This window comes from Halopseudomonas sp. MFKK-1, from assembly GCF_027474385.1.
Taxonomy (GTDB): Bacteria; Pseudomonadota; Gammaproteobacteria; order Pseudomonadales; family Pseudomonadaceae; genus Halopseudomonas; species Halopseudomonas aestusnigri.
Window position 1 is genome coordinate 3635299 of record NZ_CP114836.1, and the last position, 14059, is coordinate 3649357.

16 protein-coding genes are annotated in these 14059 nt (G+C 62.0%); 5 read left to right on the forward strand and 11 right to left on the reverse strand.

Annotated elements, in window-relative coordinates; genetic code table 11:
- The gene (gene fabI, locus O5O48_RS16800) at positions 1-795 is read left to right on the forward strand and encodes an enoyl-ACP reductase FabI (RefSeq protein WP_088276550.1); all 795 of its coding nucleotides are present in this window, start codon (positions 1-3) and stop codon (positions 793-795) included.
- A 190-nt stretch (positions 796-985) separates the two neighbouring features.
- Here fabI and O5O48_RS16805 read toward each other — a convergent pair whose 3' ends face one another.
- Complete coding sequence (locus O5O48_RS16805; protein ID WP_269687659.1) at positions 986-2194, reverse strand: ammonium transporter; 1209 nt, start codon at positions 2192-2194, stop codon at positions 986-988.
- A gap of 396 nt (positions 2195-2590) precedes the next feature.
- On the opposite strand from O5O48_RS16805, the gene O5O48_RS16810 reads away from it, so the two are divergent.
- Positions 2591-3754 carry an EAL domain-containing protein gene (locus tag O5O48_RS16810; protein ID WP_269687660.1) on the forward strand — a complete coding sequence of 388 codons (1164 nt, stop codon included), beginning with the start codon at positions 2591-2593 and terminating at the stop codon, positions 3752-3754.
- Here the strand turns inward: O5O48_RS16810 and O5O48_RS16815 are convergent, their stop codons facing one another.
- The 4 genes from O5O48_RS16815 to O5O48_RS16830 are packed head-to-tail and all read right to left on the reverse strand — an operon-like array spanning position 3755 to position 6357.
- Entirely contained in the window at positions 3755-5068 is a 1314-nt protein-coding gene (locus O5O48_RS16815) for a sensor histidine kinase (RefSeq protein WP_269687661.1), read from the reverse strand.
- Positions 5065-5736 carry a response regulator transcription factor gene (locus O5O48_RS16820; RefSeq protein ID WP_269687662.1) on the reverse strand — a complete coding sequence of 224 codons (672 nt, stop codon included), beginning with the start codon at positions 5734-5736 and terminating at the stop codon, positions 5065-5067. The genes O5O48_RS16815 and O5O48_RS16820 overlap by 4 nt, the downstream gene beginning before the upstream one ends.
- Complete coding sequence (locus O5O48_RS16825) at positions 5736-6080, reverse strand: PepSY domain-containing protein (RefSeq protein WP_269687663.1); 345 nt, start codon at positions 6078-6080, stop codon at positions 5736-5738. Before O5O48_RS16825 ends, O5O48_RS16820 begins: the two co-directional genes overlap by 1 nt.
- On the reverse strand, positions 6046-6357 hold the full coding sequence (locus O5O48_RS16830; protein ID WP_088276557.1) for a PepSY domain-containing protein: 312 nt from the start codon (positions 6355-6357) through the stop codon (positions 6046-6048). The genes O5O48_RS16825 and O5O48_RS16830 overlap by 35 nt, the downstream gene beginning before the upstream one ends.
- 98 nt (positions 6358-6455) lie before the next feature.
- On the opposite strand from O5O48_RS16830, the gene O5O48_RS16835 reads away from it, so the two are divergent.
- Together O5O48_RS16835 and O5O48_RS16840 are read left to right on the forward strand one after the other, a co-directional pair.
- Positions 6456-7535 (forward strand): patatin-like phospholipase family protein, encoded by a 1080-nt coding sequence (locus tag O5O48_RS16835; RefSeq protein WP_269687664.1) that lies wholly within the window; start codon positions 6456-6458, stop codon positions 7533-7535.
- Positions 7532-8197: a class I SAM-dependent methyltransferase gene (locus O5O48_RS16840; protein WP_269687665.1), complete on the forward strand. Its 666-nt coding sequence runs from the start codon at positions 7532-7534 to the stop codon at positions 8195-8197. Before O5O48_RS16835 ends, O5O48_RS16840 begins: the two co-directional genes overlap by 4 nt.
- Here the strand turns inward: O5O48_RS16840 and O5O48_RS17770 are convergent.
- From O5O48_RS17770 to O5O48_RS16865, 6 genes are all read right to left on the reverse strand, one after another.
- The gene (locus O5O48_RS17770) at positions 8184-8531 is read right to left on the reverse strand and encodes a cysteine-rich CWC family protein (protein WP_350227375.1); all 348 of its coding nucleotides are present in this window, start codon (positions 8529-8531) and stop codon (positions 8184-8186) included. The genes O5O48_RS16840 and O5O48_RS17770 overlap by 14 nt on opposite strands.
- Positions 8416-8925: a C40 family peptidase gene (locus O5O48_RS16845; RefSeq protein ID WP_228246728.1), complete on the reverse strand. Its 510-nt coding sequence runs from the start codon at positions 8923-8925 to the stop codon at positions 8416-8418. The genes O5O48_RS17770 and O5O48_RS16845 overlap by 116 nt, the downstream gene beginning before the upstream one ends.
- 123 nt (positions 8926-9048) lie before the next feature.
- Entirely contained in the window at positions 9049-9720 is a 672-nt protein-coding gene (locus O5O48_RS16850; RefSeq protein ID WP_269687666.1) for a DNA-3-methyladenine glycosylase I, read from the reverse strand.
- Between the two features lie 15 nt (positions 9721-9735).
- Positions 9736-10560 carry a tRNA 2-thiocytidine(32) synthetase TtcA gene (gene ttcA / locus O5O48_RS16855; protein WP_088276563.1) on the reverse strand — a complete coding sequence of 275 codons (825 nt, stop codon included), beginning with the start codon at positions 10558-10560 and terminating at the stop codon, positions 9736-9738.
- A gap of 142 nt (positions 10561-10702) precedes the next feature.
- The gene (locus O5O48_RS16860) at positions 10703-11302 is read right to left on the reverse strand and encodes a Yip1 family protein (protein ID WP_088276564.1); all 600 of its coding nucleotides are present in this window, start codon (positions 11300-11302) and stop codon (positions 10703-10705) included.
- A 141-nt stretch (positions 11303-11443) separates the two neighbouring features.
- Complete coding sequence (locus O5O48_RS16865; RefSeq protein WP_235005793.1) at positions 11444-12055, reverse strand: DNA-J related domain-containing protein; 612 nt, start codon at positions 12053-12055, stop codon at positions 11444-11446.
- 136 nt (positions 12056-12191) lie between these two features.
- Between O5O48_RS16865 and O5O48_RS16870 the strand changes: the two genes are divergently transcribed.
- Positions 12192-14045: a choice-of-anchor I family protein gene (locus O5O48_RS16870; protein ID WP_269687667.1), complete on the forward strand. Its 1854-nt coding sequence runs from the start codon at positions 12192-12194 to the stop codon at positions 14043-14045.
- Positions 14046-14059: the final 14 nt, after the last annotated feature.

Sequence of the window (14059 nt, forward strand, 5' to 3'; positions counted from 1 at the left end):
ATGGGATTTCTCAGCGGAAAGCGCGTACTCATCGTTGGCGTTGCCAGCAAACTGTCCATTGCCTCCGGCATCGCCGCGGCCATGCACCGCGAGGGCGCCGAACTGGCCTTCACCTATCAGAACGAAAAGCTGAAAGGCCGGGTTGAAGAATTCGCTGCCGGCTGGGGCTCCGGTCCTGAGCTGTGCTTCCCCTGCGATGTCGCCGATGACGCCGAGATCGAGCAGGTATTCGTCGAGCTGGCCAAGAAGTGGGACGGCCTGGACTGCATCGTTCACTCCGTTGGCTTCGCTCCGGGCGACCAGCTGGATGGCAACTTTGCCGAAGTCACCACCCGCGAAGGCTTCCGCATCGCCCACGACATCAGTGCCTACAGCTTCGTCGCCCTGGCCAAGGCCGGCCGTGAACTGATGAAAGGCCGCAACGGCAGCCTGCTGACCCTGTCGTACCTCGGCGCCGAGCGCACCATGCCGAACTACAACGTGATGGGTATGGCCAAGGCCAGTCTGGAAGCTGGCGTTCGCTACCTGGCTACCAGCCTGGGCCCGGAAGGCACCCGCGTCAACGCGATCTCTGCCGGCCCGATCCGCACCCTGGCCGCTTCCGGCATCAAGAGCTTCCGCAAGATGCTGGCCCACAACGCTGCGCAAACGCCGCTGCGTCGCAACGTTACCATCGAGGAAGTCGGCAACGTCGGCGCCTTCCTCTGCTCCGACCTGGCCTCCGGCATATCCGGTGAAATCACCTACGTTGACGGTGGCTTCAACATCACCGCCATGGGTGGTCTGGAAGAGTAAGCCGCCGCTTTTTGCGGACAATAAAAAACCGGGCCCAACCAGCCCGGTTTTTTTGTGCCCTCAGGGTCTGTACCGCGTGGCCCCGATGGCGGACACGCTTCGCTTAGTCCGCCCTACCATACCGCCCCGCCCCGCACCGCACCGTAGGGCGGACTAAGCCAAAGGCGTGTCCGCCATACCCCGGCGCAGCTCAGTCCATCGAGATCGCGCCGATCTTGTGGATCGACAGGTCGGCGCCCTGATATTCCTCTTCATCTGTCAGGCGCAACCCGGCTACCGCCTTGATCACGCCGTACACCAGCAGACCACCGGCAAAGGCGATGACCACACCGGCCAGCGAGCCAATCAGCTGCGACATGAAGCTCACGCCGCCCAGACCTCCCAGCGCTTCGGTGCCAAAGATACCGGCCGCCAGACCGCCCCACACACCGCACAGGCCGTGCAGCGGCCAGACACCCAGCACGTCATCAATCTTGAAGCGGTTCTGGGTCAGGATAAAGGTCCAGACAAACAGGCCACCAGCAACCGCACCGGTCGCCAGCGCGCCCAGCGGATGCATCAGGTCGGAACCGGCACACACCGCCACCAGCCCCGCCAACGGGCCGTTATGAATAAAGCCCGGGTCGGCACGCCCCACCAGCAGCGCCACCAGGGTGCCACCGACCATCGCCATCAGTGAGTTGACTGCCACCAGACCGCTGATGCCCTCCAGCGTCTGCGCAGACATCACATTAAAGCCGAACCAGCCAATCGTCAGAATCCATGCGCCCAGTGCCAGAAACGGAATATTGGATGGCGGCATCGCCACCACATGACCACCGCGATAGCGGCCGTTACGCGCTCCCAGCAGCAATACCGCCCCCAGCGCAATCCAGCCGCCAACGGCGTGCACAACAACCGAGCCGGCAAAGTCGTGGAAGCCGGCACCAAACTGCGCTTCCAGCCAGCCCTGGAAGCCGTAGTTGCCATTCCAGACGATACCTTCAAAGAACGGATACACCACACCAACGATCAGCAGCGAGGCGCACAGCTGCGGCGCAAACTTGGCCCGTTCGGCAATACCACCGGAGATGATCGCCGGAATGGCTGCGGCAAAGGTCATCAGGAAGAAGAACTTCACCAGCGCGTAACCGTTGTTCTGCGACAGGGTTGCCGCATCGGCAAAGAAGGTAGCCCCATAGGCAATCCAGTAGCCGACAAAGAAATAGGCAAGACACGAAATCGCGAAATCACTGATGATTTTCGACAGCGCGTTTACCTGATTCTTTTGCCGAACCGTACCTACCTCAAGAAACGCAAAACCGGCGTGCATGGCCAGAACCATGATCGCGCCCATCAGAATAAACAGGGTGTTTGCACCGTGGATCAGGGTTTCCACAGCACTGTTCAGGTTTTCCATTCAAGCAGCCTCTATCAAGTCAGAAAATGCACCCGTTGCGTGCGCATGCGAGACGAGTGAACCGTTGTAGTGCAATCAAAAAGATTCCACACAAACCACCCTGATCGGCACGCATTCCGAGCAATCTGAAATAATTTTTATTTTTCAATTACTTGTATGCCAATCCTGACCGCCATTCAGCAAAACAGGCACCAAATTGATGCGGACGAACCAGCTCACCTCACCGTGATAGTGCAATCGCCATACCAAAGAGGCAGAATCATGCACTGAAAGCGTTCGACGGGTGCCCTGGCACCCGAAAGCGCATGCCCGGCACACGCAGGCAGTCGCCTGCCGGTCGCTTGGCTACAATCTTGCATAAGTTCAGCGCCCGACGTTCCGACCCCGGAGAAAGATGTGTTTACTGGACAGCCACTGCCTTACTTCCAACCCCTGATCGATACCGCCACCGGCCGCATTGCCGGTTATGAGGCGCTGGCGCGCCTGCGCGACGATGAGGGCAATATCAGCAGTGCCGGCCCACTGTTTACCGACCCTTCAGTCTCGCAGGCCGAGCTGCTGGAACTGGATCGCAACATCCGCAGGCAGGCGCTGGAACGCTTTCGCGATACCCCCGAAGGCTTTATCAGCCTGAATATTTCACCGGCCTGGGTCAGCCAGCTGCTGCCGGGCAAGCCACTGCCCAGCCTGCAGCTGCTTGAGGAGCTGGGGCTACCAACAGACCAGATCGTTTTCGAAATCACCGAACTGCAGGGCAGCATCGAGCAGCTGCGTGATGTAGTGCAGCGCTACCGTGCCGCCGGCATACGCATTGCCATCGATGATTTTGGCGCGGGATATTCGATGCTCGACCGGGTGCTGGCACTGGAACCCGACATTCTCAAGCTGGATATCCAGCTGTTCCGCCAGGCGGCAGCGGGCAACAGCAACAGCGGCGACTTTGTACGCGCGCTGGCACTGATGGCGGAAAAGAGTGGCTGCTGGATCATCGCCGAGGGCGTGGAAACCGAACAGGAGCTGCACTTTGCACTGGAGTGCGGCGCGCGTTACGTGCAAGGCTATCTGTTCGGCCGCCCGGAGGAGAACTTCCTGCCCAGCGACGCCGTGCAGAAGCAGTTCTCAATCATGCGCGATCATTACGTACGGGCCAAACTGGCCGAGCGAGAGAAGCTGGCGACCCTGCGCAGCTCGCTGGCAGAGCTGTTTGCCGAACTGCGCCAGTGGCTGGCCCGCGGCGCACAACCGGCGCACCTGCCGGACCCGCGCAACTACCCATGGCTGCTGCGCTGCTTTCTGTGCGATGCCGAAGGCACCCAGATTTCGCCGAACTTCGAATGGCGTGGTGACGCCTGGCACACCGACCCGCGCTATCTGGACCATAACTGGTCCTGGCGGCCGTACTTCTATCAGATTCTCGCCGAGGCCGGAGAGGACAGCCGGGTCATCCTGTCGAACCGCTACCGCGATGCCACCACCAATCAGTACTGCATGACCTCGGGCCTGTTCATCGACGACAGCCGGCACCTGTTGCTGGTCGACATCGACGCGTCATTCCTCTGATCAACGCCGCTCCCGCGGCAAACTGATGCTGACCAGCAGGCCGCCTTCGGGCGCCTGCTCGAGTGACAGTGTGCCACCGTAGGCGGCAACCAGATCTCGCACAATGGCCAGCCCCAGGCCGTGACCCGGGGTCTGCTGATCAAGCCGCAGGCCGCGACTCAAAACCTGATCACGCGCATCACGATCAATACCGGGGCCGTCGTCTGCCACCTCAACGCAGAGGTGCTGGGCGTCCAGGCGCCAACTTAGCCTGACCCGGGCCCGCGCCCATTTGCAGGCGTTATCCAGCAGATTGCCGAGCAACTCGAGCATGTCTTCCCGGTCAAACGGCCAGCGCGTGTCCGACGCGCCGTCCAGCCTGATCTCGGGCACCGCCGGATACAGGCTGGCCAGCGTCTGCACCAGCGCCGGCAGATCGGTCGCAGGATCAAAGCGCTGTGCCCGCGACTGATCGGTTGCCAGTCTGGCACGCTGCAGCGTGCGCTCCAGCTGGTTACGCATGGCCTGCAGCTGCGCCTGCAGCTCGGTCAGTTGCTCCGCAGGCAAACTCGGTGCGAGGGCATCAAGCCGGCTCTCGATCACCGCCAGCGGTGTTTTCAGGGCGTGCCCCAGGTCGCCGGCACTGTTGCGCGCACGCAGCAGCAGCGCCTCGATCTGCGCCCCAAGATGATTGATTTCTGCCACCAGCGGCTGCAACTCCTGCGGCACCTGCTCGCTCAGATGCAGACGTTCACCGCTGCGCCATTCGGCCAGTTCCTGCTGTACCCGCCGCAGCGGCAGCAGCGAGCGCCGCAGCAGCCACTGCTGTATCAATACCGCCAGCAGCGTCACCAGCACAGCCAGAGCACTGATCCAGATGCTGGCCCGCCGAAACTCGGTCATCAACGGCTGATAATCGAGCGCCACGCTGATGGTCACCGGCTCCCCCGCCTTGCGGTATTCACCAGACCACACCAGCAGTTCCTGCCCCTGCGGGCCGGGCAGAAGACCGCTCTGCAAACCATCCCCGGGCAGCGGCAGACGATGATCCCAGAGCGAACGCGAACGCCATTTCTCGCGCCCCTGAACCACGAAATAGCGCCCGGAATACGGTCTGCGGTAATCCGGATCAATCTTGTCCAGATCAAGAAACAGGCCGTCGGGGCCAACCGTCAGCGCCGCCAGCAGGCTGTCGGTTTCGCGCTGCAGCAGCAGGGTCAGATAATTGCGCTGGGCGCGGTCATACAGCCATACACTGCCCTGCACGATCAGCAGCACACTGCACAACAGCAGCGGTACCAGCGTGGCCGCCAGCCTGCGGCTGATCGACCTCATTCGCCGCGCCCGACCAGTACATAGCCCTGGCCACGGCGCGTTTCGATCGCTTCGCGACCCAGCTTGCGGCGCAGATGATTGATCAGTACCTCGATCACATTGGAGTCGCGCTCATCCTCGTAGTCATACAGGTGCTCGGCCAGTTGCGTCTTCGACAGCACCTTGCCCGGATTGAGCATGAAGTAGCGCAACAGTTTGAATTCACTGGCAGACAGGCTGAGCGGTTCGGCATCTCCGACCCGCACCTGCTGCTGCGCCTCGTCCAGCTGCAACCCGGCGACGCTGAGCAGCGCCTGGGGCACCCGACCGTGGGCGCGGCGCAGCAACGCCTGTACCCGCAGCAGCAGTTCCTCGTTGTGAAAGGGTTTGGTCAGATAATCGTCGGCCCCGGCCTGCAGCCCCTCGACCCGCTCGGTCCAGCGGCTGCGCGCGGTCAGAATCAGTACCGGCAGGCTACTGCCGGCTGCACGCCAGCGCTGCAGCACGGCCAGCCCGTCCATACCGGGCAGGCCAAGATCGAGAATGGCAAGATCGTAGGGCTCCTGCTCGCCCAGTACCGCGGCATCGCGGCCATCGGTACGCCAGTCCACCGCATACCCGGCGCGTTTCAGCACGCTGCACAGGCTATCGGCCAGCGCCACATTGTCTTCCACCAGCAGCAGGCGCATCAGTCGTCCTCTTCCGCATCCAGCAGCTCGCCGCTGACAGCATCGTATTCCAGCTCCATGACCCGGCGATCACGGGTCACCAGCTCCAGTTCATAGATATAACGCCCGTCGTCCAGCTCCAGCTCGGCTTCCAGAAAACGGCCGGGGAACCGCGTCAGCGCGTCTTCGATAAACACCGGCAGGGGTAGGATGCGCCCCTGCTCGGTTAGTGCCAGTGCTTCGTCCTGACTGAGGTCGTGTGCTGCCGCCCCCCCTGGCAGCAGCACCAGCGCACCCAGCAACAGGGCCGGCAGAGAACTGCGCGACCGATCAGTCGTCGCGGCGGTGTTCGAGCACATCACCATTGGACGCATCCAGGTCAATATCCCACTCCTGCCCCTGGGCGTCGCGGATTTCGACTTCATAGATAAAACGGCCATAGTGCTTGTCCAGGTCGGTATCAGTGATGGTGCCGGGTTGCACCGCCAATGCCTTTTCGTTCAGGCTTTCCAGGGATTGAATGGTACCCTGTTCCACCAGCCCGTTGACTTCATCCATGCGAACATCGTCGTCGGCCAGCAGTGCAGAACTGCCCAGCGCCAGGATTGCAGAACAGGAAAGAGCGAGAATGTGTTTGTACATGTTGGATTCCTCCGTTGCGTTTAGACAGTCTCAGACTATAGCGCCGAGCTGAAACCAACCTTAAAATTGGCCGCGCACTCCAAGGGACCCCTTACCGCATGACAGCTATCCAGGTTCGCGCTCCGGCATTGACGCTGCGAGCAGGGCATCGCGCCATTGAGCATATCCGCAACAACGGGTTACAGCCAGCCGACGTCCATATGATCCCCGGTGCGGCTGGCGGCCCCAAGGCGCTGGGCATTCAGGGGCTCGACCTGGCCCTGTTCGGCGAGTGGCTGCCACGCGCGCCCCAGCCGCGCAGCCTGATCGGCGCCTCGATCGGCAGTTGGCGCTTCGCCAGTGCCTGCATGCTTGACCCGGTGCACACCCTGCGCCAGCTGGGCGAACTCTATACCGCCATGCGCTTCCCCAAGGGTGTCACCATCCAGACCATCAGCGCCGCCTGCGGCCAGATGATCGACGAGCTGCTGCAGGGGCAGTTTGAGGCCATCCTCAGCAACCCCAACTACCGTCTCAATATCGTCGTGGTGAAAAGCCGCGGGCTGCTGCGACATGATTCGCGCGCGCGTTTGGCGCTGGGCCTGGGTGGTGTCATCGGCGCCAACCTGCTGGGCCGCCGCCATCTGGGGCGCTTCTTCGAGCGCGTCATTCTGCACGATCCGCGGCAATTGCCGGAGCTGGCAGAACTGCGCGACTTCACCAGCGCGCACGTGGAGCTGACGCCGCAGAATCTGCGCTCGGCCCTGCTGGCGTCGGGCTCGATACCCATGGTCATGGAAGCCGTACGCGACATACCCGGCGCCGCGCCCGGTGTTTACCGCGACGGCGGCCTGCTGGATTACCACCTCGACCTGCCCTACACCGCCCCCGGCGTGATCCTCTACCCGCACTTTATTGATCGGGTGGTGCCCGGCTGGTTCGACAAGACCATTCCCTGGCGCAAGCACAATGCAGAGCAGCTGCGCGACGTGCTGCTGCTGGCCCCCTCACCCGAGTATCTTGAGCGCCTGCCGCATCGCAAGCTGCCCGACCGCAAGGACTTCAACCGCTACGTCTATGACAACGACGGCCGTGAAGCCTACTGGCGCAAGGCGATGAGCGAGAGCCAGCGCCTCGGCGATGAATTTCTCGAGCTGGCCGACTCCGGCCGCCTGATCGACCGCATCAAACCGCTGTGAGCGAGCAACACGAGACACTGCCCTGCCCGCTCTGCGGCGCCGCAAGCCACTGGCTGCTGGATGATCGCAAGCGCAGCTACTGGCAGTGCGAGCAATGCCTGATGGTGCATGTACCGCCCCGCTGGCAGCTGACAGCCGAGCAGGAAAAGGCCGAGTACGACCGCCACGAAAACCACCCGGATGATCCGGGCTATCGACGCTTTCTCTCACGCCTGGCAGAGCCCCTGCTAGCGCGCCTGCCAGCCGCCGGCAGCGGCCTGGATTTCGGCTGCGGCCCGGGGCCGGCGCTGGCCATGATGCTGCGCGAACAAGGCCATCAGGTTGCCCTGCACGATCTCTACTATCACCCCAACCCCGAAGCCCTGCGCCAGCAATGGGATTTCATCACCGCAACCGAGGTGGTCGAGCATCTGGCCGCCCCGCGTGAGGTGCTTGAGCAGCTGTGGCAGTGCCTGAAACCGGGCGGCTGGCTCGGCCTAATGACCAAGCGGGTTATCAGTCCGGAGGCCTTCAGCCGCTGGCACTACAAGAGCGATCCGACCCACATCAGCTTTTTCAGCGAACAGAGCTTCCGCTGGCTGGCGGCAAAATGGCAGGCAGAGCTGGAACTGATCGGTGCCGATGTCGCGCTGCTGCGCAAGCCAGAGCTCAGCGCCGACTGAAACGCGCGGCAAAACCCGGCGGATCAGCCACAAACGACTGGATGCAACGCTGACAGATGCAGGCCCGGTTGCGCTGCGCCTCAGGCACCAGTGCCAGCAGCCCTTGCGGTACCGTCAGCGCAAAGCACCAGCAGCTGCCGCTGTCAGCGGCACAGGCATTGCTGCCGGCACAGAATGGACACCGCGCGGGGTCTGGCGGAGGGTTCGCCATGCGTGACTCAGAGACTGCCCAATACCCGGCGCGCGCCCTTGAAGCTGCGCTGCCAGAAGGAGGATTCGAGTTCGTCCACACGCACCACGCCACCGCTGCTGGGCGCATGCAGAAAACGCCCATCGCCGATGTAGATGCCCGCATGGTTCACCCGCCCGCCGTTCATCGCAAACAGCACCAGATCACCCGGCGCGAGCGAGTTTTCCGGGGGTCTGGATACCTTCATGTTGTAGAGGTCCGAGGTGGTGCGCGGCAGACTTACACCCGCCGCTTCGCGGTAGACGTACTGAATCAGGCCGCTGCAGTCGAATCCGGTTGCCGGCGAACTGCCGCCCCAGCGGTAGGGAGTGCCGACCAGACTGAACGCCTGGAACACCACATCGTGACGCTTGAGTTCATAGTCGGGGATGGACTCAACCGGGCTCGGCACGCTCACGGTGACCGGCGCCGGCGGGGCACTGGAGCAGCCTGCCAGCAGGGCAGCAATCAACAATGTCAGCAGTCCAGCGAGCCGCATCCGGCCACCTCCAGCACAGGGGTTCTGATCAAAAAATGCACCGGGATCGGCGCGAGGTCAAGAATTTACTTTAACTTCATGTGCCAAGCGAGCAGCTTTTATGGAGAATTCAGAAAACACAGTTCAATGGTTGACGGTATACGCCAGCATCATGGACAGCTGGCACAGCGGCCGTCCACTTTCCGCCCGCCACTGATTGAAGGCGGCCTGCACGGTGGCCTGATCGCGCTGACTGGTCGGCGCCTTGTCGATGATGCCCTGCGCCTTCAGCGCAGCCACCACATCGTCGGTAGCCACCCAGGTATCCTTGCCGACCATGCGCAGCAGTCGCGGTGCCGACAACCCGCCCAGTTGGGCGCCGCGCTTGGCCAGCAACCGCCAGAGCCCGATGATATCGTCCACCGGCCAATCGGCGATCAAATTGCCGACCGAGCCGTATTCGGCACGCAGATCCAGCACCAGCTGGGCATTGCGGGGCACACTGCGCAGCTTGCCCAGGTGACGAATGATCCGGGTGTCGGCCATCAGCCGCTCCAGGTGCTCGGCGCTCATCAGCACCACCTTCTCCGGATCAAAGCCAAAGAACACCTCTTCAAAGGCCGGCCACTTGGCATCCACCACACTGTGCTTGAGGCCGGCGCGGAACACCCGCAGAGCGATCATCGACAGATAGCGGTCGTCGCTGATCGCGCGTAACTGCTCGGCGCTCCTGACCTGAGGCAGGCGCGCTTCCAGAGCAGCAGCCGATCTGAAGCGGTTGAGACAGTACTCGTGCAGCCAGCGGTAATCCTGCATCGGCTAATCCCGGGCTCAGAGGTTCATTACGCTCAGAACGCGCGAGGCAGCCTGCTCGTCGATACGCAGACTGGCAAAATCGAACAACGCGGTGTCGGCCAACTGCGAGGGCTGGACGTTTTTCAGCGCCCGGAAGATATTTTCCACCCGCCCCGGGTTGGCCTTCTCCCAGCCCTGCAGCATTTCCTTGACTACCTTGCGCTGCAGGTTCTCCTGCGAGCCACACAGGTTACACGGGATGATCGGGAAGTTTTGCAACGTGGCATACGCTTCGATATCCACTTCGTTGCAGTAGGACAGCGGGCGAATCACCACGTTGCGGCCATCGTCGGAGCGCAGTTTGGGCGGCATCGCCTTGAGGTTGCCGCCGAAGAACATGTTGAGGAAGAAGGTCTCAACGATGTCGTCACGATGGTGACCCAGTGCCATCTTGGTCGCACCGATCTCGTCGGCGAAGGTATACAGGTTGCCGCGGCGCAGGCGCGAGCACAGCGAACAGGTCGTCTTGCCCTCCGGAATCTTCTCCTTGACGATCGAATAGGTGTCGCGCTCAAGGATGTGATACGGCACGCCAATACTCTCGAGGTAGGCCGGCAGCACCTCTTCAGGGAAGCCCGGCTGCTTCTGGTCCATATTGACCGCCACCAGCTCGAACTTGATCGGCGCCACCTTCTGCAGGTAAAGCAGCATGTCGAGCATGGTGTAGCTGTCCTTGCCGCCGGACAGGCAGACCATCACCTTATCGCCGTCTTCGATCATGTTGTAATCGGTCACTGCCTCGGCAGTCAGACGACGCAGACGTTTCTGCAGCTTGTTCTGGTTAACGCTCAGGTGGCTCATGGACGGGGTACCGGCTCGGCAAAAACGGGCATTCTACTGAAATCTGCTGTACATAAAAACAACAACCCCGGTCAGCAGTGCTGACGGGGGTTGTTGCTGGCTCAGGCAGGCCGGGAATGACGCCGAGGGGTCCCCAAACCACTCAGCGAAGATAAACGGGACCGACGCCGAATCCCCAGAAGATGACCGAGGTCGCAATCATCGCAACCAGCACCACCAGACCCACGGCAAGCACGGAGCTGGAAAACAGGAAGCCCTCGTCACTGGGTATGTCCATAAAGATCGGAATACCCTGATACAGCAGGTACACCGTGTAGGAGATCGCTGCCGTGCCCACCAGCATGCCCAGCCAGAGGCTCGGATACAGCGCAGCAAGGCCGGCAATGAACAGCGGCGTGGCGGTGTAGGCGGCGAAGATCACACAATCGTTGAAGGTTGGATTGGCATCATAGGTGCGCGCCATCCAGTGAATGAAGGCGCCCATCACGGCAACGCCGGCCAGCATGGCGATATAGGACAGCACCGTCATCTGCAGGGCACTGGCCTGCGTCAGCTTGACCGGGTCCTCCGTGCCTATCGTCCAGCCCACCTGGGTGGTGCCGATATAGGCCGAAATGACCGGAATGGCGGCAAGCACAAGCACATGGGTGAGATACATGTGGCCAATGCTTTCGTCTTCGCCCTTGATTTCCTTCCATTCCTCATCGGGATGAGTGAATAGCCCCAGTACGTGATGGATCATGGTCTGACCTCCTGGTTATTATTCGGCTCCGCACGACAACAGCCGGCAGAGCAAGCGGACTGCGGGGTTACCCGCGCCCTGCATTGACTATAGCCAAAAAGAAAATGAAGTAAGGTGGTTTGCTTAGAGAGATTGGCGACTTCAGCTTTTGCCGTAATAGCGTTGCAGAATTAGCATGGCCTGGTTGATTTCCTGTGCACGCGCGGTGCTGCCACCCCGGTCAGGATGATGGACGCTGAGCATGCGTCGGTACTGCCGCCGGCAAGCCACGGCGTCGGCGCCCGGCTCCAGCCCCAGCACGGCCAGCGCGGCATCCACCTCTGGCGCGGAAACCGGCGCGCGGCGACGCCAGAAGCTGTCGATCAGCTGCTCCACGTCATCCCGGTTGGTCGTACGCCACTGCGCCCAGTCGAGGTAATAACGCCGCAGTGGGTCATCGACCTGCAGCGCCTCAGTGCCGGAGGCGCGTGGCTGAACCTGAATATTCAGGGCATGAATCTGCAGCGTCAGGCCGTCGTCACCCAGCTGGTCGGCCAACTGATAAAGCTGGTGAAACAGCAGAAAGTGCACCCGAAACAACTGCAACGGGTCGCGCAGCACTCCCGGTTCGGCAAACAGTGAATCAGGAAAGCGCTCGGCCAGTGCCTGCAACAGGGCATATTCGCTCAGCCCTGCCGGATGGCCGTGCAGCAGTTGCAGCAGGCCCTCATCAAAGGCGTCGGGGAGCAGCATGTCGGGTTGCACATCAATCATGTGCCCGAGTGTAACAGAGCCGCCACATACCCTCCCCTCCACGCCTGTCATCACTCTGCCATCAGACTGACAACCCCATGTCATCGCCTGTGTGTATCACTGTCATCCTTCGTGAACCCAGTACAGGCAACAGACAATGAAAAAATGGATGATGGCTGCGACCAGCGCGGCCCTGCTGGCCACCCTGGCCGGCTGCAAGAGCAGCAGCAGCGACGATAACGATGCCCCCGAGGTGGTCACACCCGACAGCATCACGCTGAATTATCTCGGCCGCTACAGTGCCAACATCTTCGGCGCCAGCGCCGCTGAAATTCCGGCCTTCGATCCGGTCAACCAGCGCATCTTCATCGTCAATGCGCAAAAGGGTGCGGTCGATGTGCTCAACGCTGCCGACCCGGCCAACCCGGTGCTGCTGCAGGAGTTGACAGTCGAATCCATCACCGAAGGCGCCGTGGTCAACAGCATCGCCTACAAGGGTGGCTATCTGGCCGTGGCCGTCGAAGCACCCACCAAAACCGACAACGGCTGGGTCGCCCTGTTCGACGCTACCAGCCTGGAAATGCTTGGCTATGAGCAGGTCGGGGCCCAGCCGGACATGGTCACCTTTACCCCGGATGGCGAGTATGTGCTGACAGCCAACGAAGGCGAGCCGAGCACCGACTATCAGATCGACCCGGTAGGCTCGATCAGCATTCTGGGCGTCTCGGAAGGTCAGCTGGTTGAGGTTCGCACCGCCGGATTCAGTGCCTTCAACACCCAGGCCGATGCGCTGCGCAGCGCCGGCGTGCGGATCTACGGCCCGAATGCCAGCGTCGAGCAGGATCTGGAGCCGGAATACATTGCCATCTCCAGCGACAGCGGCACTGCCTGGGTATCGCTGCAGGAGAACAATGCGCTGGCCAAGGTCGACATCGCCACGGCCACTGTCACCGATATCCTGCCGCTGGGCTACAAGGATCACGCCACCGCAGGCAATGGTCTGGACGTCAGTGATTCCGACGACGCCATCAACATCGACACTTGGCCGGGCGTACTCGGCATGTACCAGCCAGACAGCATCGCCGCCTACGAGGTCGACGGCGAAACCCTGCTGGTCACCGCCAACGAGGGCGACTCCCGCGCCTGGGGTGAAGACGACCAGGCTTACTGGGATGGCGATGCCAGCAAGGGCTTTGTTGAAGAATTCCGCGTCAAGCATCTGGTTCACGTCAGCGGCTTCGACCGCCGTGCCGGCGACGACCTGCCGCCGCAGCTGCGCGACCTGGCCGCCGGCGCCCTGCTCAACCCGACCACCTTCGCCTACTGTGGCGCGACCGCTGCCGATCCGGGTGACTGCCGCGCCGATGAGAACCTGGGCCGCCTGACCGTGGCCTGGACCGACGGCTACCGCAAGGACGCCAACGGCGATCCGGTGCTGTTCGACGCGTCCGGCAACCAGAACCTCGCCGGTGACCGGCTGATGTACGACAACCTCTACGCCTACGGCGCTCGCTCGTTCTCGATCCGTGACGGCGAGGGCCAACTGGTGTGGGATTCCGGCGACCAGCTCGAGCAGTATTTCGCCAGTGATGCGTGCATGCTCGGCGCCAACCGCACCATTCCGTGCACCGACTATTTCAACGCCACCCATGATGAAGGCGATACCTTCGACAACCGCAGCGACAACAAGGGTCCGGAACCGGAAGGCGTTACCGTCGGCCAGCTTGGCAACAAGACCTTTGCCTTCATCGGTCTGGAGCGCATTGGCGGTGTCATGGCCTGGGACATCACCGACCCGACCGCTCCAGTGCTGGTGGATTACCTCAATACCCGCGAAGACTGGACCACCGAAGACCCGTCCACCGTGCTGGCGACAGCCGGTGACCTGGGTCCGGAAGGTCTGGTATTCATTGCCCCGGAAGATTCGCCCAACGGCGAGGCGCTGCTGGTCATCGGCAACGAGGTCAGCGGTACCACTGCGGTGTATCAGATCAATCAGATCGTGAACTGATCAGCACCTGACCA

What these genes read in the sequence shown, in the direction of transcription:
- O5O48_RS16870 (WP_269687667.1), top strand. Translation starts at nt 12,192, where the DNA reads ATGAAAAAATGGATGATGGCTGCGACCAGCGCGGCCCTGCTGGCCACC.
- O5O48_RS16835 (WP_269687664.1), top strand. Translation starts at nt 6,456, where the DNA reads ATGACAGCTATCCAGGTTCGCGCTCCGGCATTGACGCTGCGAGCAGGG.
- O5O48_RS16805 (WP_269687659.1), bottom strand. Translation starts at nt 2,194, where the DNA reads ATGGAAAACCTGAACAGTGCTGTGGAAACCCTGATCCACGGTGCAAAC.
- O5O48_RS17770 (WP_350227375.1), bottom strand. Translation starts at nt 8,531, where the DNA reads ATGGGCGTTTTCTGCATGCGCCCAGCAGCGGTGGCGTGGTGCGTGTGG.
- O5O48_RS16850 (WP_269687666.1), bottom strand. Translation starts at nt 9,720, where the DNA reads ATGCAGGATTACCGCTGGCTGCACGAGTACTGTCTCAACCGCTTCAGA.
- O5O48_RS16860 (WP_088276564.1), bottom strand. Translation starts at nt 11,302, where the DNA reads ATGATCCATCACGTACTGGGGCTATTCACTCATCCCGATGAGGAATGG.
- O5O48_RS16815 (WP_269687661.1), bottom strand. Translation starts at nt 5,068, where the DNA reads ATGAGGTCGATCAGCCGCAGGCTGGCGGCCACGCTGGTACCGCTGCTG.
- O5O48_RS16865 (WP_235005793.1), bottom strand. Translation starts at nt 12,055, where the DNA reads ATGATTGATGTGCAACCCGACATGCTGCTCCCCGACGCCTTTGATGAG.
- O5O48_RS16820 (WP_269687662.1), bottom strand. Translation starts at nt 5,736, where the DNA reads ATGCGCCTGCTGCTGGTGGAAGACAATGTGGCGCTGGCCGATAGCCTG.
- O5O48_RS16830 (WP_088276557.1), bottom strand. Translation starts at nt 6,357, where the DNA reads ATGTACAAACACATTCTCGCTCTTTCCTGTTCTGCAATCCTGGCGCTG.
- O5O48_RS16825 (WP_269687663.1), bottom strand. Translation starts at nt 6,080, where the DNA reads ATGGTGATGTGCTCGAACACCGCCGCGACGACTGATCGGTCGCGCAGT.
- O5O48_RS16845 (WP_228246728.1), bottom strand. Translation starts at nt 8,925, where the DNA reads ATGCGGCTCGCTGGACTGCTGACATTGTTGATTGCTGCCCTGCTGGCA.
- ttcA (WP_088276563.1), bottom strand. Translation starts at nt 10,560, where the DNA reads ATGAGCCACCTGAGCGTTAACCAGAACAAGCTGCAGAAACGTCTGCGT.
- fabI (WP_088276550.1), top strand. Translation starts at nt 1, where the DNA reads ATGGGATTTCTCAGCGGAAAGCGCGTACTCATCGTTGGCGTTGCCAGC.